Annotated in this window: 12 protein-coding genes; 4 read left to right on the top strand and 8 right to left on the bottom strand. The window is 58.2% G+C overall.

Annotation, left to right across the window (positions count from 1 at the left end; genetic code table 11):
* The first annotated feature begins 1 nt into the window (after position 1).
* The 3 genes from fliG (at position 2) to QE435_RS16190 (ending at position 2,808) form a co-directional block, all read left to right on the top strand.
* Positions 2–1,048 (top strand): flagellar motor switch protein FliG, encoded by a 1,047-nt coding sequence (gene fliG / locus QE435_RS16200; protein ID WP_306931005.1) that lies wholly within the window; start codon positions 2–4, stop codon positions 1,046–1,048.
* A gap of 225 nt (positions 1,049–1,273) precedes the next feature.
* Positions 1,274–2,353: a flagellar biosynthesis protein FlhB gene (flhB, locus tag QE435_RS16195; RefSeq protein ID WP_306931003.1), complete on the top strand. Its 1,080-nt coding sequence runs from the start codon at positions 1,274–1,276 to the stop codon at positions 2,351–2,353.
* Between the two features lie 5 nt (positions 2,354–2,358).
* A complete protein-coding gene (locus QE435_RS16190; protein ID WP_309772375.1) occupies positions 2,359–2,808 on the top strand; it encodes a hypothetical protein in 450 nt (149 codons plus the stop codon).
* A 203-nt stretch (positions 2,809–3,011) separates the two neighbouring features.
* Here QE435_RS16190 and QE435_RS16185 read toward each other — a convergent pair whose 3' ends face one another.
* Both QE435_RS16185 and mscL read right to left on the bottom strand, forming a co-directional pair.
* On the bottom strand, positions 3,012–4,184 hold the full coding sequence (locus QE435_RS16185) for a pyridoxal phosphate-dependent aminotransferase (protein WP_349042000.1): 1,173 nt from the start codon (positions 4,182–4,184) through the stop codon (positions 3,012–3,014).
* A 201-nt stretch (positions 4,185–4,385) separates the two neighbouring features.
* On the bottom strand, positions 4,386–4,814 hold the full coding sequence (mscL, locus tag QE435_RS16180; RefSeq protein WP_309772373.1) for a large conductance mechanosensitive channel protein MscL: 429 nt from the start codon (positions 4,812–4,814) through the stop codon (positions 4,386–4,388).
* Positions 4,815–5,166: 352 nt separating this feature from the next.
* Between mscL and QE435_RS16175 the strand changes: the two genes are divergently transcribed.
* Positions 5,167–8,673, top strand: coding sequence for a PAS domain-containing hybrid sensor histidine kinase/response regulator (locus QE435_RS16175; protein ID WP_349041999.1), 3,507 nt, complete (start codon positions 5,167–5,169; stop codon positions 8,671–8,673).
* A 94-nt stretch (positions 8,674–8,767) separates the two neighbouring features.
* On the opposite strand, the gene QE435_RS16170 is transcribed toward QE435_RS16175, so the two are convergent.
* The 6 genes from QE435_RS16170 to glf all read right to left on the bottom strand — a co-directional run bounded on the left by QE435_RS16170 (position 8,768) and on the right by glf (position 23,153).
* Positions 8,768–10,621 carry a methyl-accepting chemotaxis protein gene (locus QE435_RS16170; RefSeq protein ID WP_309772371.1) on the bottom strand — a complete coding sequence of 618 codons (1,854 nt, stop codon included), beginning with the start codon at positions 10,619–10,621 and terminating at the stop codon, positions 8,768–8,770.
* Positions 10,622–10,959: 338 nt separating this feature from the next.
* Entirely contained in the window at positions 10,960–11,601 is a 642-nt protein-coding gene (locus QE435_RS16165; protein ID WP_349042882.1) for a LuxR C-terminal-related transcriptional regulator, read from the bottom strand.
* A 115-nt stretch (positions 11,602–11,716) separates the two neighbouring features.
* On the bottom strand, positions 11,717–12,442 hold the full coding sequence (locus tag QE435_RS16160) for a helix-turn-helix transcriptional regulator (protein ID WP_306930992.1): 726 nt from the start codon (positions 12,440–12,442) through the stop codon (positions 11,717–11,719).
* Positions 12,443–12,791: 349 nt separating this feature from the next.
* The gene (gene fliF / locus QE435_RS16155) at positions 12,792–14,480 is read right to left on the bottom strand and encodes a flagellar basal-body MS-ring/collar protein FliF (RefSeq protein WP_309772370.1); all 1,689 of its coding nucleotides are present in this window, start codon (positions 14,478–14,480) and stop codon (positions 12,792–12,794) included.
* Positions 14,481–14,722: 242 nt separating this feature from the next.
* Complete coding sequence (locus QE435_RS16150; protein WP_349041998.1) at positions 14,723–21,853, bottom strand: hypothetical protein; 7,131 nt, start codon at positions 21,851–21,853, stop codon at positions 14,723–14,725.
* 145 nt (positions 21,854–21,998) lie between these two features.
* Positions 21,999–23,153: a UDP-galactopyranose mutase gene (gene glf, locus QE435_RS16145; protein ID WP_349041997.1), complete on the bottom strand. Its 1,155-nt coding sequence runs from the start codon at positions 23,151–23,153 to the stop codon at positions 21,999–22,001.
* Positions 23,154–23,169 lie beyond the last annotated feature (16 nt).

The following is a 23,169-nucleotide window of genomic DNA, read 5'->3' as shown; positions in this document are numbered from 1 at the left end:
CATGATGGACTTTGAGGATTTCGGTAACCCGATCTTAGGGAAACCGTTGTCTCAGGCTGAAAAGGCTGCCGCCGTGCTCCTGGCAATGGGCAAGGGCGTCGCTGGAAAACTGTTGAAGTTTTTTACCCAGGCCGAGCTTCAGACCATCATCAACTCCGCTCAGACTCTTCGTGTCATCCCCCCAGACGAACTTGCCCAGATCGTCGCCGAGTTCGAGGACCTCTTCACCGAGGGTACCGGCCTCATGGACAATGCCAAGGCTATCGAAGCCATACTCGAAGAAGGCCTCACCCCTGAAGAAGTGGATGGCCTTCTTGGCCGTCGTGCGACCTTCCAGGCCTTCGAGACTTCCATCTGGGACCAGTTGCAGGATTCCGATCCGCAGTTCATCGGCAAGTATGTGATGCGCGAGCATCCGCAGACGATCGCCTACATCCTTTCAATGCTGCCATCTTCCTTCGGCGCCAAGGTTCTGCTGACAATCCCCGACGAACAGCGTGCGGATATCATGAACCGTACGGTGAACATGAAGGAAGTCAGCCCGACTGCCGCGCAGATCATCGAAAAGCGCGTCTTGGCACTGATCGCCGAAGTCGAGGCAGAACGCAACGCAACCGGCTCCATCAAGGTCGCAGACCTGATGAACGAGCTGGAGAAGCCCCAGGTCGATACACTTCTCAGCTCGCTCGAAACCCTCAGCCGGGAATCGGCAAACAAGGTCAAACCGAAGATCTTCCTCTTCGAAGACCTCTTGTATATGCCGCAGCGCAGCCGTGTTACGCTCCTCAGCGATATTACCGGCGATGTCATCACCATGGCGCTGCGTGGCGCCACGGCGGAAATCAAGGAATGTGTGCTGTCCAGCATCAGCCCACGCCAGCGCCGCATGATCGAGTCCGATCTTTCTGCGGGCGGCACGAATATCAACACCCGCGAAGTGGCCGTCGCGCGACGTGCAGTGGCACAGGAAGCCATTCGCATGGCCAATTCCGGCCAGATCGTCCTCAAGGAAGCCGCCCCGGCAGAAGGCGAACCGGCAGCGGCATAGCACCTTCCCGGTTGATAACACCTGCAGCCAACCCCTGCCATCTTGCAGGTCGCCCACCAAGACTGTACCTTCTTTCGCGGACCTGCCAGAAAAAGGCGGGTTTTTTCAGTTTTAGCGTCCCGCGATCCTTGTGTTCGCTCCCGGCGTCTAAGTCTTTGTCTTAACGCACTCCGTTATCGCAAAACCGCTGAAGATTAGCGTGACATGCCTTAGGGAGGTCTTGCCTTGGCCGACGAAGACAAAGACAGTAAAACAGAAGAACCATCAGAGAAAAAACTTCGCGACGCGGTCGAGAAAGGTAATATTCCTGCCTCAACTGAAGCGTCTCTCTTTGCGTCTTCACTGGCTTTTTACGTCTATCTCGTTTTTTTCGCACCGGACGGTGTGAGGCGACTTGGCGAAACACTGAAGGATGTGATCGAGAGGCCCGAACAATGGCGCCTGAATACCGCGGGCGATCTGCTGTCTCTTGGCCTGCACCTCACAAAGGAAGCAAGCGCGCTGTTATTACCAGCGGCGATCATGTTCATCATCTTCGGTCTGGGCCAGTCCTTTGCGCAGAACCTTCCGCAATTCGTTCTCGACCGAATCACCCCCAAGGCCGAGCGCATCTCGCCAATCAAAGGCTTCAAGCGCATCTATAGCGTCGACGGTCTGATCAATTTCGGGAAATCGCTGTTCAAGGTCGTCATCGTCGCCATCATCATGGCGATGGTGCTGAAGGGCGATTATTTCAGGCTGCTGAGCGCGCTCAATACCGATCCGCAGATGATCGTTCCGACCGGCTACGAAGCGTTGAAGAAGATGATGATCGTCATTCTGTTTTCGACGGGCATCCTCGCGGTCGCCGACTATTTCTGGACCAATCATCGCTGGTACAGCAACCTGAGAATGACCAAGCAGGAAGTCAAGGACGAACACAAGCAGTCGCAGGGTGACCCGGTCGTCAAGGCCCGCCAGCGCTCGATTGCGCGCGATCGCGCCCGTCGCCGCATGATGGACAGCGTTCCAAGAGCCACCCTCATCATCACCAACCCAACCCACTTTGCAGTTGCGTTGCGCTATGTAAAGGAAGAGAGCGATGCGCCGATTGTCGTCGCCAAGGGGCAGGATCTGATTGCGCTGCGCATCAGAGAGATCGCCACAGAGCACAACATCCCGATTTTTGAAGATCCGCCACTCGCCCGCTCCATGTTTGCGCAAGTCTCGGTCGATAGCGTCATTCCGTCAGTATTTTATAAGGCTGTGGCGGAACTCATTCATAAGGTTTACGCCGCACGTCAGAACAAAAGACGGGTAAACTGATTGACATGAAAAAATGCCCATATTCGGCTCAACGAGAAGAGATAGTTGCACGCGCAATCGGTCCCGTAGCGGCCGAGCTTCGTCTGATTGACGCTGCTGATCTGATATCTCTTTTAAAGTTTGAATATTACAAAAGCTTGTCGGATCTCGTGGATTCGGCAGCCGAACTATACTTCCACCCGGGAACTGTTCATTTCGGAATTGGGGGAGATTACACGCTCGATTGGGACACCTATCCTTCGATCACGCTCGATCTTGAGATCAAGCCGAAGGGCGTCACGATCTATGCGCAATTGATGCTCGGCAAGGATCATGCCGGCGTCAATATCAACTACATCAATTTCCAAAACCCATCGAACGACCCGAACGAAAACACCGCTTTTCTGGCGGATAGCCTGCGCTATGCCACCTTCTACAAGAACGTGGACTCCGCTGCGATGAATGCAGCGCACTAAAATCCTGACCGTTTCACCCGCATGAACATTTATCCTTAGACGACAAAAGAGGCGCATGGGACGATGCGCCTCTTTTGTCTTGTCCATTGAACTCAGGCCGGAAGCGCCTGCTGCGCGACGGCGTTCAATGCGTTTTTGCCGCATTATCCCACGCCGAAACGATCACGCCTCGGCTGGGAATGCTCTCGCCGGTGCTGGCTGCATCACGCCGACTTTTTCAATATGTAGTCCGACAGTCTTTCCGCGGCATCGGTAATCTGTGCTGGATCGCGCAGGAAGCAGGCACGCAGGAAGAGCTCTCCGCCTGCGCCGAATGCCATGCCTGGCGCCAGTCCAACGCCGACCTTGTCGACAATATCGAAAGCCGCCGCACGCGTGTCCTTAACGCCATCGATCTTTAGAAATGCGTAGAGAGCCCCATCCGGCTTCAAGGTCTCGACGCGGTTGGTAGCAATCAAGGCATCGCAGAGAATGTCGCGAGAGCGTGCCGCTCGGGCGAAATTCTGCGCTATGAAATCATCACCGTGATCCAGGGCCGCAATTGCACCACGCTGCATGAATTGCGCGACACCGGAGGTCGAATACTGGATCAGATTTTCGATCACCTGCCCGATTTCCGGCGGCGCGACCAGCCAGCCGACACGCCAGCCCGTCATCGACCAGTTCTTTGAGAAGGAGTTAGCGAAAACGATCCGATCACCCTCCTCCATGATATCGAGGAAGGAGGGAGCGCGGGCGCCTGCATAGTGATAGAGCGCGTAGATTTCGTCGGCGACAATCCAGAGGCCATGCTTTCTTGCCAGTGCCAGAATGTCGCGCAGATTGTCCAGGCTTGCCGTCCAGCCGGTGGGGTTGGAGGGCGTATTGATGAAGAGCGCCTTGGTCTTCGGCGTGATGGCGCTTTCGAGCTTGCCGATATCGATGTTCCATTTGCCCTGGGTAAAATCGATCCCAACGGGCACGGCTGTCGCGCCGGCAATGCCGATGGCAGCGACAATATTGGGCCATGTCGGGGTCAGGTATATCACCTCATCGCCGGGCGACGTCAGTGCCTGGACGGCCAGCACGATGGCCTGCATGCCGGAACCGGTGACGTAGAAGTGCTCAGGCGACAGCGAAGCACCGAAATGCCGCTGATAGTAACGGCCAAGTGCATCGCGAAGCTCAGGAATGCCGCGCTGCCAGGTGTAGAAGGTTTCACCGGCGTTCAATGCGTCGGCCGCAGCCTTGGAAATAAAATCCGGCGTTGGTAGGTCACCCTCACCAACCCACAATGGCAAAAGATTTTCGCGGGCGTGGGCGTATTTCTTCACCTCGACGATACCGCTTTCAGGCGCGGCAAGAGAGCGGACACTGAGACTGTTCAAAACCGACATAGAAGGCACTCCATTCGAGTGCCTTCTTAGCGCATCGCTTGCGCGGTTTGCATGATATTCCGTGAAGAAACCACGGATTTTGCTGATGGGTGGAGGTTAGAGTGCAGCCCGATATTTCGGGTCGCTCCCTCCGCTTGAGGGCTTTGGTTTACTGTACGTCGTTATCGCAAAACCGCTTCCCACCTTTGCGTGGACCGAATTTTAGCGCGTCTTCAAAAGGTCGCGAATCTCGGTGAGCAACTTGACGTCTTCCGGCGGCGGGGCTGGCGCCTTCTGCTCTTCCACCTTCTCACGCTCGACCGACGCGCGGATCTTGTTCACACCCTTGACCATAAGGAAGATGATCCAGGCCAGGATGAGGAAGTTGATGACGATGGTAATAAAATTACCGTAGGCGATAACCGCACCCTGCTCGCGCGCGGCGGCCAAAGATGTGGCGGTCACCGTGGAGCTCAGCGGAATGAAATAGTTCGAGAAGTCGAAACCACCGAAGATCGCGCCAACGATCGGCATGATCAGATCGTTGACGACCGAATCGACGATCTTGCTGAAAGCCGCTCCGATGATGACGCCGACAGCCAGGTCCATGACGTTGCCGCGCGCAATGAATGTCTTGAATTCGTTGAGCATGAAGATGTCCCTCTTTGAAGCCCTCTTAATCTGCCGGGACGAAACGCCACCGACGTGTAAGCACTAGCACTCCGTTTGCTATTGTGCAGGTCCTAAAGGCCTGTTGCGATCTTTCAGATTCGCTCATGCGCTTTAGCTCTTTGTTTTATCGCATGTCGTCATCGCAAAACCGCCCCACACTTTTGCGTGGACCATGCGTTATGACGCGCAATCCGTGTGTTTCGTTCCACACATCCTTCGGTTGATGCACGACCATGTGCTTGTCTGTTGAACTTTATGCCAATGCGGCGCCAATTCTCATTTTACTGGAAGTGTCATAAGCTTCTACGGAATGAGTGGAGGGGACACTGCATTGCTGCCCGGGTGGATCATATTCGTCTCGGCCTTCGCCTATATTCTGTTGCTCTTTGCAGTAGCGAGTTACGGCGATCGAAAGAGCCGAAGCAGGACCGCTCCCCACAAGGGGCGGCCGGTGGTCTATGCGCTCAGCCTTGCGATCTACTGCACCTCCTGGACCTATTTCGGTGGCGTTGGCCTTGCCTCCGAACGCGGGCTTGAATTTCTCGGGATTTACACCGGCCCGATCCTCGCCTTCACACTGGGAATGCCCATCATCCGGCGCATCGTGGAACTGGCGAAAGCCGAGAAACTCACATCGGTGGCAGACTTTATCGCCGCACGCTACGGCAAGAACCCGACCGTTGCCATGATCGTTTCGATCATCGCCCTGGTGGGTGCTATTCCTTACATCGCGCTGCAATTGAAGGCGGTTTCCAGTTCGGTCGCGACGATGGTCGATCCGCGCGATTACGGCATTGGCAGCGGCAATCTCCACTTCCTCGATCTTCCGCTCATCGTCACGGTGGTGATGGCAGGCTTTGCCATCATGTTCGGTACGCGCCATACGGATGCGACGGAACATCAGGACGGGTTGATCCTCGCCATTTCGATGGAGTCGGTCGTCAAGTTGGTGGCGATGTGCACCGCAGGCATCTATGTCGTCTTCTTCCTCTTCGATGGGCCGTCGGCGCTTTGGCGCGTCGCTTCTGAAAACGCCCAAGTGATGGAAGCGGTCTCCTACCAGACGCCGATCAGCCGCTGGATCGTTCTGACGCTTCTCTCCGGCTTTGCCATCATCCTCTTGCCGCGGCAATTCCATGTCACGGTCGTGGAAAACCGAACACCGAAGGAACTGCGCACCGCAGGTCTTTTGCTGCCACTCTATTTGATTGCTATCAATATTTTCGTGCTGCCGATTGCCGTCGCTGGTCTTCTGACGATCGGCAATAATGGCGATGCCGACCTCTATGTGCTGCAGCTACCGCTGTTTAACGGCGTGCCGCTCGTGTCGCTGATCACCTTCATCGGCGGCTTCTCCGCTGCAACGGCGATGGTGATCGTCGCTTCGGTGGCGCTGTCGATCATGGTCTCCAACGATATCTTGATCCCCATTTTCCTGCGACAGAAACTGCTGACCCGCTCGCCCCATAGCGACGACTTCGCCAAGACGCTCCTCAACATTCGCCGCACGGCGATCTTCATCGTCCTGCTGCTTGGCTATTTCTACTATCGGGCGGCAGACAGCACATCGGGTCTGGCCTCCATTGGATTGCTGGCCTTTGCCGCCATCGCGCAGATGGCCCCGTCGCTTTTTGGCGGATTGTTGTGGCGGCGGGCCAATGCGCGCGGTGCGATCGCAGGTCTGAGCTCGGGCTTTCTCGTCTGGGCCTATCTTCTCTTTCTGCCGAGCCTCGGTGGCCCCGATTATTCCTATGTCGCGGCAGGCGTTTTGAGCTTCATTTTTCCCGGAACGGAGATGTTCAGCGGGCCGGGCGCCGATCCGCTCGTCAATGCGGTGACGCTGAGCCTGCTCATCAATTCGCTCGCCTTCGTGCTCGGCTCGCTTTCGCGCAATCCACGTCCGGTGGAGCGCATCCAATCCGGCATCTTCGTCAAGCGCCATTCAAAATCGCAATTCGCCACACGCGGGTGGAAGACGCGTGTCAGCGTCGGTGACTTGAAAAGCGCGGTCGCCCGGTACCTTGGCGAAGAGCGCATGCTTCGCTCGCTCTCGGCCTACGAGAAAACCGCAGGACGAAAGCTAGAGGATGAGCAGCCTGCCGATATGGCGCTGATCCATTTCTCCGAACAACTGTTGGGGAGCGCCATCGGCTCCTCCTCTGCCCGACTGGTGCTGTCCCTCATCCTGCAAAAGGCAGAAGACACCAGCGCCGATACCGCCTGGTTGCTGGACCAGGCCAGCGAGGCGCTGCAATATAATCAGGATATGCTGCAAACGGCTCTGGCACAGATGGATCAGGGCATCGCTGTCTTTGATGCCTCGCAGCAGCTGACGATCTGGAACAGACGCTTCCGCACCCTCCTCGATCTGCCGGAGCATTTCGGCCGCGTTGGTCTGCCGCTGACTGAAATCGTCGCGCTGCTCGACGAGCGCGGCGACATCGAGCCTGGCGATCATGGCGAACGGATCAACCAGTTTCTGACGATGGATCGTCCCTTCTCCTTGGTGCTCAGCGGCGGTGCGCGCATTATCGAGGTACGCTCCAATGCCATGCCGGACAAGGGTGTGGTCGCAACCTTCACAGACATCACACAGCGCGTGGCGAGCGACCAAGCCTTGAAACAGGCCAATGAGACGCTGGAGCAACGCGTGGCGGAACGCACCGGCGAACTCACGCGGGTCAATCGCGAGCTGGCAGAGGCGCGCGCAGCTGCCGATGAGGCCAATATTGGCAAGACCCGGTTCTTCGCCGCAGCCGGTCACGATATCCTGCAACCGCTCAACGCCGCACGTCTCTATTCTTCTGCACTGGTTGAGCGTATCGGCCATTCGGAAAATACCAATCTCGTGCAGAATATCGACTCCGCGCTGGAATCGGTCGAAACGATCCTTGGCGCGGTGCTGGATATTTCTCGCCTTGATACCGGCTCGATGAAGCCGCGTATGGCGGCAGTGCCACTCAACGACCTCCTGAAGCGCATCGAAACCGATTTCGCGCCCATGGCGCGAGAGAAGAACCTCGAATTCGTGGTAATGCCGACATCCTTGACGGTGCGCTCCGACATCAACCTCCTGCGGCGGCTGATTCAGAACCTGGTTTCCAATGCCATCAAATACACCATGTCAGGCAAGGTCCTGGTGGGTGCGCGTCGGCGCGGTGGCGATGTGGTGATCCAGGTGATGGACTCCGGCATGGGCATTCCTGCCTCGAAGTTCCGGACGATCTTCAAGGAATTCACCCGGCTTGATGGAGGCATGAAGGCAGCGGCGGGCCTCGGTCTTGGCCTTTCGATCGTCGATCGTCTTTCGCGGGTGCTGCACCATCCTGTCCAGCTGTCCTCCGTGGTCGGCAAAGGCACGTCGTTCCAAGTCCAGTTGCCGCGCGAAGCACAGAGTGACAGGCATGGCAAAGAGGCAGGACGCGCTAACCCCTCCCCTCAGCAGACCCGACTATCCGGCTTTCATATCCTCTGTATCGATAATGAGCCAAAGATTCTGGAAGGAATGTCTGTGCTGTTGACCGGCTGGGGCTGCGAGGTCTCGCAAGCGGCCTCCGCTCATGATCTCGATGCCGTTCTCGGCAAAGTGAACATTCCCGATCTCATCGTCGCAGACTACCACCTTGCTGAAGGTACAGGTATCGATCTCATTCTATATCTGCGCGAAAGGCTGACGTCGCAGATCCCGGCCCTGCTGATTACGGCCGACCGCACTCCTGAGGTCCGCGCCGAGGCCGAGAAGCACGGTATCGGGGTTCAGCACAAGCCGGTGCGCCCCGCGGCGCTGCGTGCTTACGTCACGCAAGTTTTCAACACCAGACGCGCCGCCGCGGAGTAACCTTCTCAAGTGAATGAAGGAGGCCTTGCGCCTGCACGACAAAAGCCGCCCTTCAGACAAAGGGCGGCTTTTGTCATTACATCGTTCGGTTGGGTCAGGCTGCCCGGCCATACTGGCTGTGCCGCATGGCTCCGGCCTGCGACTGTTCCATGCGGAAACGCTGGAGAAGACCGAGCAACGCGTCGACCTCATCGGCGAGCATCTGGCTCGCCGCACTCGACTCTTCGGCCATGGCGGCGTTCTGTTGGGTCATCTGATCCATCTGGTTGACGGAGCTGTTAACCTCCTGCAACGCAGACGCCTGATCATGGGTAGCAGTGGCAATGGTCTCGACATGCTTGCTGACGGTAACAATCTGCTGGCTGATCGAGGAGAGAACCTGACCGGCTTCCTGTACGAGAAGCGAACCCGAATTCACCTCCCGCGTCGACTGGTTGATCAGCGCCTTGATTTCGTGGGCAGCATCGGCGGAACGCTGGGCAAGTTCACGCACTTCCTGCGCGACAACGGCAAAGCCCTTGCCCGCTTCGCCTGCACGCGCGGCTTCGATACCGGCATTCAACGCGAGAAGATTGGTCTGGAAGGCGATGTCGTCGATGACTTCGATGATCTGCTCGATCTTCTGCGACGCTTCCTCGATGCGACCCATGGCATCGACAGCGTTCTTGACCACCGTACCGGAGCTGTCGGCGCTTTCCTGCGTGATAAGAACAGCCCTGTTGGCTTCGCGCGCACGTTCAGCGGAGGATTTGACCGTGACCGTGATTTCCTCGACGGCGGCAGCGGTCTGCTCCAGTGAAGCGGCTTGCGATTCGGTGCGGCGGGACAGATCGTTGGATGATTTGCGCATCTCGACGCCATTGTTCTGAATGACGAAGGTCCGTTCCCGCACTTGATGGAGCACATCCTTCAGATTGGCAAGCGAGGTGTTGAAGTCCACCCTGAGCTGTTCGAGACGGCCAGAGAAGGGCACGTCGAGCGTCTGGGTGAGATCGCCGTCGGAAAGCCGCGCAAGACCGGCTGCGAGCTGGCCCACAGCGAATTCGATTTGACGATCGGTGTTGAGCTTGTCGGCGTCGTTGCGGGCGCGTTCGGCTTCCGACTGAGCGCGCTCTTCGGCGCTTTGACTTTCGATGCGAAGTTTCTCGCGTGCATTGTCGCGGAAAACCTCTAAAGCCCGAGCGATATCGCCGAACTCATTTTTCCGCTCCATATAGGGAATTTCAGTCTCGAGCTTGCCCTGGGACAGGGATTTGATCGCGTCCGTCAGATGACCGAGGGGACGCATGCTGCGTTTGATGAGGACATAGCCGAGAATACCGAAAGCGAGCATGACCGCCGCGCCGACCACAAGGATCATGTTGCGCAGGCCGTCAATATGTCCCTGATAGAAGTTCATGGGTACGCCGACGAAGAGGATGCCGACGGGTGCTCCTTTTTTGGACAGAACCGGCATATAGCCAGCCATGTAATCCCTACCGAACAGTGTGGCGGGGCCGTAGTACGATTCGCCCTTTGTGATCGCTGCAAATGCTGGGCTTTCCGGCAAAAGCTTCGTGCCGACGGCGCGCTCGCCTTTTTCGTTTTTCAGGCTGGTCGAGATGCGAAGGAAATCCGTACCCTGCGCCTGGAAAACGGTCGCCACGCCGCCATTGGCCATGCCGACGCGATCCACCAGGTCGAAGTCGAGCAAGGTGCCGATGCTGGGGCGGCTGACCGATTTCAGCTCTCCGTTTTCGATTGCGACAGTCGTGCCGCCGACTTTCATTTCATAAAGAATTGCCATGCTGCGGACGGCGCGCTCTGTGTCCATGAGAGCCGTCTGCAACACGTCTTCTTTCAACCGTACATAGGTCGAAACACCGACGGCAACGATACCAAGGAAAATGAGACCGATGGTCAGACATACGATCTGAAACACGATGGATCTCGAAACGAAACGCCCCATTGCTTAACCCCACTCCTACCAAGTTTAGGCAATTTGAAGTAAAAGGATTAATATTCAGGGAATTCTACAATAGGCTAAACTAACCCATTTCGCTTCCGGATCAACTCTAAGGCGCTGATTTCACGTCGCAATGTCTCAGAGAGCCATAACGACCGGGTCGGAAAAGAATGACTTTTATCAAAAAACTATAATTCCGAGCGGTGCGCGTGCGTCATACAAAGCCTGTCACCAGCGCGCTTTTCAAGCCACGCCGTGCATAAGCGTCGGGCGCTTCTGCTCACTGTACCGGCGGGGCGACTTAGAGGCGCCAAAGGCGGGACAGAACATCGCGGCGCGTGTCAGTGGATAAAACCAAGCCGGATAGCTTTGGCGATCGCCTGGATGCGATTAACGGAATCGAGCTTGATCGTGGCGGAGCCGAGGTAAGCATTGACTGTGTGAACCGACAGACCAAGCTTGGCTGCGATTTCTTCGCTGATCCGGCCATCTCCTGCCAATTGCAGGCATGCGACTTCGCGCTCGCTGAGTGCCTCCGACGGCGAGACGCGACGCTCATCCATGGCAAGGAGATCGATCATGATCTGCGTGGATTTAACGTGTTGCTCCAGCATCAGCTCATTATCGAGCAACAGGTTTCCACCGCAGAAGATGACGAAGCCGTTGCCCATGGTCCCAAGTCTCACGGGGAAACCGACGCCGGAATAGCCGAGAACGGTGTTGTCCAGGCGAATAAGAAGGGCTGGAACGTCCGGCAAATCCGCAAAGCCCGATTCTTGCTCGCTCATCCATGCGACGGGTAGCAAGGATGATTCGAGATGATCGAGGAGACGTTCACCGAGAACCTGAACCAGTTGAGCGCTATGTTCGCCAGCAGCCAGACCCAGATTTTCAAGTTCGCAGGAGAGCTTCCGCTTGTTGGGAAATCCGGCTGCGACGGCCCGCAGCACGATGAAGTTTTTGGCGCCTAAGCTTCTCTGCATCGCAACCAGTTTGGGAAACAGGTCGGACCGAGTCACCGGGGGAACGGTTTTCGGCGTTATCGGGTGACCCGATTCCTCATTACTCAAATCCTTGACAAAACCCATGATGCGCCCTTCAGACAAGGTTGTTGCGGACCGCGTAGGCAATAGCCTCCGAACGGGTCTTGGTTGCTGTCTTGCGCATGACGCTGGTGATGTAGTTGTTGATGGTGTTGCGGGAGATCCCGAGGATCATGGCCATTTCATCGCTGGTCTTGCCTTCGGCAATCCAGAAGAGGCATTCAAGCTCTCTTTCGGTCAGATCGATATCGCGCTCGGTCTTGGTGCCTTCAACGATGCCGAAGCTTGCAAAGTAACCGGCCAGCATTCCAGCTTCACGAAGACGATCCTCTGCCGGCAGAACGCCTTCGGCAAACATCAAAAGCAACGAGAAGCGGATGCGTCCAACGCAGAAGGTAATCGTCCAGTACTGGCGGTCGATCCCTGCCGGCGCAACTGCATCGTCGGGAAGCGACAGCAGACGCGGCCTGAGCAAGGACAGGCACTTCTCCATTTCGCTGGAACGGCTCTGTGTCCCGGTCAATTCATTGGCGAGCTTGCGCACCAGATCGAACGGCCAGTCGGAGGTGACGATGAAGCTGAGGCTTGCCTCCTGCAGGAGGTCTTCACGGGCGAGGAGATAATGCGAAGCGCCGACATAGGATGTCAGATGCTCCATCGCAGCGACGATGTCACTTTCCGCCGCTGCGGCTGCAATCTTGCGAATGAGTTGGTTGCGGGGCAAGGGCCTCGCAATCGTTTCAGTTGGCGCAGCAGACAGCCTGCGAATATCGACATCCACTTTCAATAGCCTACGCCCTCTCGTTCCCCAGGCGGGGATGCCTAAACGGGATGGAACTCATTTCCATTCAGAAGCGCCGTTTTCGACGAACACTCCTGGTGACCGAATCGTTATACTCTAGGAGACGCTTGAAGAAATGTACCCGTCTGTAACGACCTATCCACTCTTTTTCGCGTGCACTACAACCCTGAACATATACCCGTTCGTATTTGCGCACATCCGCCTTTTCAACATCCCCCACTGAAATCGGCGATTTGATGAACAAATACTAAATTACATATGCCAACCATCTACAGCAAGAATTTTAGAATAAACGAAAAAGGCCGGAGTTGATCCAGCCTTTCTTCCATCATGCAGCTTTTTCCACGGCCCATTTGCGGAGGATTTTTGCAGCGCGTTCTTCGCTGATTTCCACCATGCGCGAAAGCCTGCGTTCCGGCCCTTCGCGGACCCTGCGGTTGAAGTCGCCCTCGCCCGTGTCGCCACCGAGAAGATCGTCGGTGCTGTCGAAGCCGAAGTCCGCCCCGAAGCCTTCCATGAGACCTCCGGGAGCGCCGCCTCCCATCGCCGGAGAGAAGTCCGGCAGTTCGAGCCCAGCCGAATCCTGCGCCAGTTCCGCGGAAGTAGAGGCGCCACCTGCCGACATGGAGCGGACGACCGGACGAACACCGAGCCAGACGACCAGGAAGGCGACCGCGACGAAGGCCAGCGAGTTGATGATGCCGGCAGAGTTGCGGCTCAGCACTTCGGTGATACCAGGGCCAGCGACGGCCTCATCGAGAAGCTGTGTTTCGAGAAAGTCCATGGCGGTAATGGTTACCACGTCACCGCGCTCGGTCGAAGTGCCCGCAGCCGAGGTGACGATCTTTTGCATTTCCGCGAGATAGGCGTCGATCTTGGCCTGGTCGGCCGGATCGCCGATCATCTTTGCAAGGCGGCCTTTGTTGACCACGACGGCAACGGAAATCTTGTCGATCGAGTAGCCGTTGCGAACGGTCGCCACGGTCTTGGAGTTGATTTCGTAGTTGGTCTGCTCTTCCTTCTTCGCCGTCTCGTCGGACGACTTCGGACCGCCGCCACCGCTCTGCGGTGCGGCCTGCGGCACGTTCTGCTCGACCGTGGCTGCGGAATCCTGCTGGGTTTCCTGGGACTTCTGATCTTCCTTGGTCGAGCGAACCGAACGCTCGACACGGGAGTTCGGATCGTAGACCGTTTCCTGGATCTGCTGGCTGTCGGTGTTGAGCGATGCGGTCACGCTCGAACGGAAATTGTCCATGCCGAGGAAGGGCGCAAGCGCCTTGTCGATCTTCGCCTCAAGTTCCTGCTGCACGTTCTGCGCCAGCGTCAGGGACCGGCTCATCGCGCCGTTGCTGACATCGTCGCCAGACGCCAGAAGCTGGCCGGTGGAATCAAGAAGGGTCACATCATCGACTTCGAGGCCCGGCACAGCGGATGCAACAAGGTGACGAATGGAAGCAGAGGCCTTTCGGCCCGCGGACGCGCTCGCCCGGATCATGACGGAGGCGGTGGGCTTCTGTTCCCCCCGCCGGAAGTTGCCGACCTCTGGCATAACGATGTGAACTCGGGCTGCTGCGATCCCGTCGATCTGCTGGATCGAGCGGCCGATCTCGCCTTCGAGAGCCCGCACCCGCGTGACTTCCTGCATGAAGGAGGTCAGACCGAGAGAGCCGACATGGTCGAACAGCTCGTAGCCAGCATTGGCGCTATCGGGCAGGCCGCGTTCGGCCAACAGCAAACGAGCCTTGCTCGTCATGCCAACTGGAACCTGAATGCTCGTGCCATCCGAGCCGACCTGAAAATCGACATTGGACTCGGCAAGCGCAATACTGATCTTGTTCAGATCCATGGTTTCCAGGCCAACATACAGCGTTTCGTAGGCCGGTTTGTTCACATAAAGAGCTGCAGCGAGAATAATTGCCATGGACAGAACGCCCACACCACCCAGCACCAAAAGCCGCGTCTGGCCAAGGGCCGCGAAGTTTTTAAAAACCTGAGGGAGTTGATTTAACAGATTCATTCTGTTCCGCACCGTCATTCATGGGTTCGAGACCTTCTGGTCCCGATGCCACCCTAGAAGACGAAGCTTGCGCGAGGATTTCCCATAGAACGCCCTGCGTCCTGTTGGACGCGCAAAGGACGCTCTATCTCCTTAGTCCACTCATCATGCTTTCCGAAAATCGCCTCCGATTTTCGGGCCGATGCTGTCGCTGACGCCGCCCTCCGGGCGGAGGGCGGGAGTACAACCGCTGAAAGTCCACTTTAGGCGGCCAAGTAGGTGGAGATGACGGCTGCGACCTGATCGGATGTCAGCGCACGCATGTGGGTGTTGAGAAGCGCCGTGACCTGGGCACTGGAGAGGCTGACCAGTGTCTCAGTGGAGAGCCCGGCGACGCCGCTGGAACTGAAAGCGGCAATGTCCTCGGTCGAAAACTTGGCAATATTCTCCTTGGAAAGCGAAGCGACCTGCGCGGCGGTCAAAGCCCCGACTTGCGCAGGCGTCAAAGCCTCGCTCTGGCTGGTGGTCAGGGACGAGATTGCGCCGGTCGTGAGACCTGAGACAGCGCCACTGCTCAAGGCGACGATCTCCTCGGTCGAGAAAAGGGCGATGTCGTCGGTGCCAAGCGCTGCGGCCTGAACTGCATTGAGACCGCCAATCTGTGCGGTTGTCAGCGCAGCAATCTGGGCGGTACTGAGTGCCACGATCTGGTTATAGCCGAAGTTGCCGATCTGGCTTGGGCTGAGAACTGCGATATCGGCGCTGGTCAGGGACGAGATAAGCGCGGTGGAGAGACCGCGGATCGCAGCTGTGCTGATCGCCGCGATATCGGTCGTCGAGAACGTGGCCATAGCCGCGGAGGAAATGCCTGCGAGGCCATCTGCGCTCAGCGCCGCAATCTGACCCGTCGAGAGGGCGCCGATCTGATCGGGCGCCATGGCAGCGATCTGTTTGCTCGTCAGCCCGGCGATGGCAGCCGTCGCGAGGCCTGCGACTTCGCCGGTCGACAGCGCCGCGATGAAGCCGGTGGATAGGCCTGCAATGGCGGAGGCGTTGATCGCAGACAGCCTCTCAGGCGTAAAGGTGTCGAGCATCTGCGATGTCAATCCCGCGATGGCGCCAGAGGTCAGCGCGTTGATCTGCGCTGTTGACAGCGCATGCACCTGCTCGAGGCTCAGCGCCCCGACCTGCTCACTGGTCAGCCCCGGAATGCTGCCGGTGCTGAATGCAAGAATCTGGGCGGTCGAAAACGCTGACAGATCGGCCGTCTTCAAGCTGGCGATCTGCTTCGAAGACAAAGCGCCGATCTGGCCGGTGGAAAGAGTAACGAGGTGATCGTGAGAGAATGCCGAAAGCTGCGCGGTGGAGAGACCGGAAATGCCAAGCGTGCTGAGCGCAGCAATTGTCTCTGCCGACAGCGATGCAATCATTTCTGTCGACAGACCGGCAATGCCCGTGGCGCTGATCGCACCGATATCCGCCGTCGAGAAGGAGCGCAATTGGGCCGCGCTGAGCGCTCCAATCTGTCTCGATCCCAGAGCCATGACCTGGGTCGGCGTAAAAGCCTCGACCTGATCGACACTCATCGCTTTGATCTGAAGCGTCGTCAGTCCGGCAATCCCGCCAGCGCTAAAAGCGCCAATCCTGTCTGGAGATAGAAGGGCAATGGCGTCGGTCGACAAGCCCGATATGGCGCTTGACGTCAGCGCCGCAAGGTCTTCAGTCGAGAAGCGGGCGATATCATCCGTCCCCATCGCCGCGATCTGCGTGAAGGTCAAGGCGCCAACCTGTGCAGGATTGAGCGCTTCGACCTGATCGGCAGATAGCGCCGTGATGGACGCTGAAGAGAGCCCCGCGATGGCAGCAGTGCTCAATGCGCCAATCTGCTCGCGAGAGAGCGCGCCAATGCTTGCGATGCCGAGAACGGCAATTTGTCGTGAGCCGAGAGCGCCTATCTGAGCCGTGGTGAGAGCTTCCAGCTGTTCTTTCTTCAAGACTGCTATCTGAGCGGTCGAAAGGCCAGCGATGCTCGCCGTTCCGAGTGTCGCGATGCGGTCCGCGGAAAGGCTGGTAAGTGTGTCGGTGGACAGGCCGGCAACCGCTGACGATGTCAACGCCGCCAGTTCCGCGGTCGAGAAGGTGCCAAGATCGTCGGTACCGAGCGCGCTGACCTGAAGGGAAGTGAGGGCTGCGACCTGGGCGGTGTTGAACGCCTCGACCTGGCTCGTGTTCAAGGCCGCAATTTGATCAGAAGACAGGCCTGCAATGCCGGCGGCGCTGAGAGCAGCAATCTGTGCTGTCGTCAGGGCTGGCATGTTGGCTGTGGAGATGGCGGCCACCTGTCTGGAGCCAAGCGAGGCGATCTGCGCTGTCGTCAAGCCGGCAAGCTGCGCGCTGGTCAGTGATGCCATCTGGCCTGTGGAAAGGCCTTGGATGCCACCCGTCGTTCCTAAAACGGCAATACGGTCGGCGGAGAGGCTGGCGAGTGCCGTGGTCGACAGGCCCAAGATCGCACTTGAACTCAGCGCCGCAAGCTCTGCGGTCGAGAGAACCGCCAAGTCATCCGTTCCAAGTGCGGCAACCTGCGTCGAGCTCAACAGGGCGACCTGCGAGGTCTTGAGCGCTTCGATTTGCAACGTGCTCAAGCTCGAGATCTGCGCTGCGGTGAGACCCGGAATGCTGGCATCGCTCATCGCGGCAATCTGCGATGAGCTGAGAGTTGCGATGGCAGCCGTACCCAGAACGCCGATTTGGCGCGATCCGAAAGCGCCGACCTGCGACGTCGTCAGGCTACCCACCTGCGCCACGCTCAGCGCCGCAACCTGGGCGGTCGTCAAGCCGGATACCCCGGCGGTGGACAAAGCCGCGATTGCTTCCGTCGGCAGCGCGGCCAGCGTTGCAGTCGGAAGACCCGCAATCGCGCCTGAGGTGAAGGCTGCGAGATCCTTCGACGAAAACGATTTGATCTGATCGGCCGATAGCGCTGCCACCTGTAAGGAGGTCAGCGCGCCAACCTGCTCGCTGGTCAGCGCTTCTGCCTGAAGCGTGGTCAGCTTTGACACTTGAGCCGCAGAGAGACCAAGGACAGCATCCTTGCTCAAGGACGCGATCTGTTGGGTATCGAGTGTCGCGATACCTGCTGTGCCCAACGCGGCGATCTGCCGGGACGAGAGTGCGGCTACCTGTTTCGCCGTCAGTGATTTCAGCTGGTCGGCGCTCAGGACAGCGATCTGACCGGTCGTGGGTCCAGCAATTCCGGCCGGGCTGATCGCAGCCAGGTCTTCAGTGATCATTTTCGACACTGTTTCGGTGGACAGGCCGGCAACCGCCGATCCACTGATCGCGCCGAGCGCGGCCGCTGACAATGCGCTGAGATCGTCCGTTCCGAGAGCCGCGACCTGTTGGGACGTCAATGCAGCCACCTGCCTCGTCGACAAGGCAGCGATCTGGCCGGTGGTCAGCGCGGTCACCTGTCCTGTGGTAAGAGCAGCCACTGCTGCGGTCCCGAGAGCTGCGATCTGGCCGGTACTCAAGGCTGCGATCGTCTCGGTCGGCAAGGCGCCGATCATGGCAGGAGCGATGGCACCGATATCGGCCGTAGAGAATGTGGCGATGTTCTCCTTGCCCAGGACGGCAATTTGCGCGGAGGTGAGAGCGCCAACCTGAACAGCGGTCAGCGCTTCTGCCTGAAGCGTGGTGAGCTTGGCCATCTGGGTGGCCGTCAACCCCGAGACACCGTTGGTGCTGAACGCCGCCACCTGTGCTGTCGAGAGCGACGCAATGTGCCCCGTACCAAGCACCTTGACCTGATCGGCCGAGAGCGCTGCAATCTGTTTCGTTGTCAGCGAGCCGATCTGGACAGTCGACAGGACAGAAACCTGCCTTGTCGCCAAATTGCCGACTGCGCTGGCGTTCAACGCCGCAAGCTGAGCGGTGGTGAGCGCTGCCACAGCGGTAGTGGAGAGACCGCCGATCGCGCTCGATCCGATGGCGGCTATATCGCCTGTCGAAAACAATGCAATGTCATCCGTACCGAAAGCCTCAAGCTGGTCGGCAGAAAGGGACGCGACCTGACGGGATGTCAACGCTTCTGCCTGCTCCGTCTTCAGAGCGGCGAGCTGTCTTGCGGAGAGCGCGGCGATCGCAGCCGTGCTGATCGCTGCGATCTGGCCTGTCGAAAGTGATGCGACTTGGGCCGTTCCCAAGGCGGCGATGTGGGACGAGGTGAAGGCAGCGATTTGGGATGTCGACAGGACGGCCAGCTGAGCAGTGGTCAATGCAGAGATATGGTCGGCAGGAAGATTGGTGACGGCGCTCGTTTTCAACGCTGCAATCTGATCGGCGGAAAGCGCTGCCAGACCAGATGAACTAAGTGCAGCAGTCTGCACGGAATTCAGCGCTGCAACCTGTTTCGTCGTCAGCGCAGCCAGCTGGTTCGTCTTGAGTGCTTCGACCTGATCCGCCGTCAGGGCCGCGATAGCGCCAGTCGACAAGGCGGCGATCTTCTCGCTTGTCAGCGATGCTATCACAGCAGTCGACAGCCCGGAAAGGCCAGCCGCCGACAAAGCGGCTATATCATCCGTCGAAAATGTCGCGATATCCTCAAGTCCCAAAGCCGCAGTCTGCGCGGAACCGAGGGCGGAAATCTGCCTCGTGGTCAAGACGTCCACCTGAGCGGTCGAGAGTGCAGCCACTTGCTCCGCCGTCAATGTCGCTATGGCCCCGGTGCTCAGTACCGCAAGCTTGTCCGAGGACAAGGCAGCGATGACCTCTTTCGAGAGGCCCGCAACTGCCCCTGTCGCAAAAGCCTGTATGGCTGCAGTCGAAATAACGGCGATGTCTTCGGTACCAAGGCCCGCCAGTTGAGTGGATGTGAGCGCAGCAATCTGCCCCGGTGACAGCGCAGACACCTGCTCTGTCGACCACGCGCCGACCTGCTCAGAACTCAGGCCCTTCAGTGCTGTGCCAGTCAATGATTTAATCTGGTCGGTCGTCAGCTTGGCGATGGATGCCGTCGTCAAAGCTCCGACCTGAATCGAACCCAGCGCGCTGACCTGCTCTTTCGAAAGAGCGGCGATTTGGACGCTCGACAGGCTGGTCATTTGCTCAGACGTCAGTTTTGCAACAGCGCTGGGGTTGAGGCCCGCCAGCTGCCTTGTGGTCAGCGCTGCCATCAAACCCGTCGACAGACCGGGCACCGCCTTGGTGCTCAAGGCAGCAAGGGCGGCTGTCGAGAGGCCTGCGATCTGAGCGGGTTTTTCAGTTCCTTCGGCGGGCAACCAGACATCTTTGACCTGATCCGGTTTTAGCGCCTCGACTTGTGAGGAGCTCATGACCGCGACTTGAGACGACGAGAGGCGAAACAACTGCGTCGACGACAGTGCCTCGACCTGTTCCGTCGTCAACGCAGCCACTGCGGCGGTTGCCAAAGCGGCCACGCGATCTGGCGTCAGCAGGGCAATGACATCGGCGCTCAGTCCGACGACGGCCCGGGCGCTGATCGCATTGATATCTGCCGTAGAGAAAGAATTGATATCCGCGCCATCGAGAACCGTAAGCTGGGCAGAGGTCATAGCCCTGACCTGAACGGAGGTCATCGCCTCAAGCTGCGATGGCTTTAAATTGTCAACTTGGGCCGTCGTCAGATTTGCAACGGCTTCGGTGCTGAGCGCGGCGATTTGCTCATTTGTCAGGGCAGCGATGTCTTCAGCCGCAAGCGACTTGATCTGAGCGGCCTTCAAGGCATTGAGCTGGATGGTCGTGATCGATTTGAGCTGGTCTGACGTCAAAGCCTTGAGCTGGTCGGTGGAAAGGGCCGAAAAGGCGGCGGTCGACAATTTTGCGATCTGGTTTGTGGTCAGACCTTCGATCGCTGCGGTGCTGACGCCCAGTATCCCTCTTGTCGAGATGGCGGCAATTTCATCCTCAGTAAACGTCGCGATGTCGTCGGCGTGGAGCGCCGTCATCTGGCTGGAACTGAGGACTTTGATCTGCGAGGCGGTTAAGGCTTCGACCTGATCTACCGAAAGCGCGCCGATCTGCTCGACGCTCAGCCGCGATATAATCGCCGTGCTCAGGCCTTTCACCTGATCGGTCGTGAAGGCCTTAATGACTTCGATGCTGAGGCCCGGCATCGCCTTGGCGGAGAGCGAGCCGATCGCCGATGTGTTGAGCGCCTGGATCTTCTCTGAGCCCAGCACCGCAACCTGAGTGGATGAGAGTGCCGCGACCTGGCTGCTGGTGATTGCGCCTAGCTGCGCTGATGTCAGCGCATCGATCTGGTCGGTGCTAAGCTTCGAAAATGCCGCACTACTCAGCGCTGCAATATTCGTTGTCGTCAGCGTCTCCAGGATGGCCGTGCTAAGGCCAGCCGCTGCGGCGCTGGTGATAGCGGCGATATCGGCAGTCGAGAAGGTGGCGATCTGCGCCGATGTGAGAGCAGCGACCTGATTGGAGTTCAACGCCTTGACCTGCAACGGCACGAAAGCCTCGACCTGGGCAGTTGAAAGCTTCTCAAGCTGTTCGGCGGTCAGGCCGGTGATCGCTCGGGAGGAGAGTGCCGGAATCTGTCCAGTGGTGAAGGCGGCGATGGAGTCCGTGCTCAAGGCTGCCACCTGGGCCGAGGTCAGAGCCTTGACTTGTGTCGAGGTTAAAGCGGTCAGTTGCGCGGTGGAGAACGCGCCGATTTGCTCCGTCGACAGCGACGCGACGGCGGTCGTAGACAGCCCTTGGATCGCACCGGCCGTCAGATTGCCGATGTCCTCTGCATCGAATGCCACAAGCTGTGTGGGCTTCAGTGCCCCCAACTGCAGCGACGTCAGAGCCTTCACCTGAGTTGCACTCAGGGCTTCGAGTTGAGCCGTTGTCAGACGGGGTATCGCCTTCGGACTGATTGCCGCAATCTTCTCGGACGATAACGCCGCGAGCAATTCAGGCGTCAGCCCCGGGATAGCACGGCTGGAGATTGCCGCAATATCTTCCGTGGAGAATGTCTTGATGTCTTCCGGGCTCATCATCGCCAGTTGATCGGAGGTCATCGATGCGACTTGGGACGACGTCAAAGCTTCGGCCTGCGCGCTTGTCAGACCCTCTACCTGTTCGGCCGTCAAGGCACCGACCTGTCTGCCGGTGAGGCTTGAAATCGAGATGCTGTCCAGGACCGCCAGTTGAGCAAGCGTCAGCCCAATGATGGCGTTGGTAGACACTGCGCTGAGTTGGCTTGGGTTGAAGGCCTTGACGTCCTCAGTGTCCAGTGCGGCCACTTGATCGGAAGAGAGGGCTTTGATCTGCTGCGAGGTGAGAAAAGAGATGTCCTCGGTGCTCCAGGCAGCAACCTGATCTGGCGTGAGACTTCTGATCTGGTTGATGCTCAGCGAAGATACGATCGATGTCATTGATAAACCTGACCAAAGCTCAGACGGGCAGTGTGCCCCTCTATTCTACCTCGGATACATCCCATCGACGGAATACGTCCGGCTATAACAATCCTAGGTGTAGTTGCTTGTGCGAAACTGTCAGCTTTCGGAGGGACCCCCTCTATCACAGTGGAGGGTTGAGAAAGGCCGGCATGCGTTGTTGCTTGTTGGGGATGGACAGAAACAGTCGCGCGGTATCCAGCGCCTCTCGGATGGTGACATCCATGTCGAGATATCGGTACGTGCCCAGTCGTCCCACAAAGCTGATGCCGTCTTCGGCGTTCGCAAGAGCGACATAGTCGGCCAGCTGTTCTTTTTCCTTCACCAGTCTGATGGGGTAATATGGTGTGTCGTCGGGACCGCATTCGCGGGCGAATTCGCGGTAGCAGACCGATCCTTCATGCTTCTCCCACGGCGAAAAATGCTTGTGTTCGGTGATGCGGGTATAGGGAACGGAGGTTTCCCCGTAATTCATCACCGCGCAGCCCTGATAGTCGCCCTCATAGGTGAAACGTTCGAAATCCAGCGTGCGATAGCCGAGACGGCCTTTCGCATAGTCGAAGTAGCCATCCAGCGCACCCGAGTAGAAGGTGTGGTCGTAGTTGCCCTTGTCCGCCCGTTCGAAACCGGTCTTCAACCGGATCGCGATGCCCGGGTGATCCAGGATGCCGTCCACCATTTCGGTGTAGCCGTTTTCCGGCATGCCTTGATATTTGTGGAAGAAATAGTCGTCGTCATAGTTGAAGCGGACCGGCAGGCGCTTGAGAATGGAGGCTGGCAGATCCTTCGGCGAGCAGCCCCACTGCTTTTGCGTGTAGCCCTCGAAGAACGCCTCATAGAGGCCGCGTCCGACAAAGCGCAGCGCCTGTTCCTCGAAGGTCTGCGGATCGGTAATAGACGTATCGGCCTGCTCTTCGATGAAGGCTTTCGCCTCATCCGGGCGCAGGGTCTTGCCAAAGAACTGATTGATCGTATGCAGATTGACCGGCAGGGAAAAAACCTGGCCGCGGCTCGTCGTCTTCACCCGGTTCTTGTAGGGTTTAAAGGTCTGGAAGCGGTTGACGTAATCCCAGACTTCCGCATCGTCGGTGTGGAAGATATGCGGGCCGTAGACATGCACCATGACGCCGGTCTCAGTGTCGCGCTCAGTATGGCAGTTACCCGCAACATGCTCCCGCCGGTCGAAAATGACGACCTCGTGACCGGCTTCCGCCAATTCACGGCCGATCACCGCACCGGAGAGCCCGGCGCCTACGATTGCAATTTTCTGTCGGGACACGGCGGCTCTGCCTTTG

This window comes from Agrobacterium sp. SORGH_AS 787, assembly GCF_030819035.1.
Lineage (GTDB): Bacteria > Pseudomonadota > Alphaproteobacteria > Rhizobiales > Rhizobiaceae > Agrobacterium > Agrobacterium larrymoorei_B.
The sequence above is the reverse complement of the archived record's forward strand: the minus strand, read 5'-3'. Positions and strand labels throughout refer to the sequence as shown.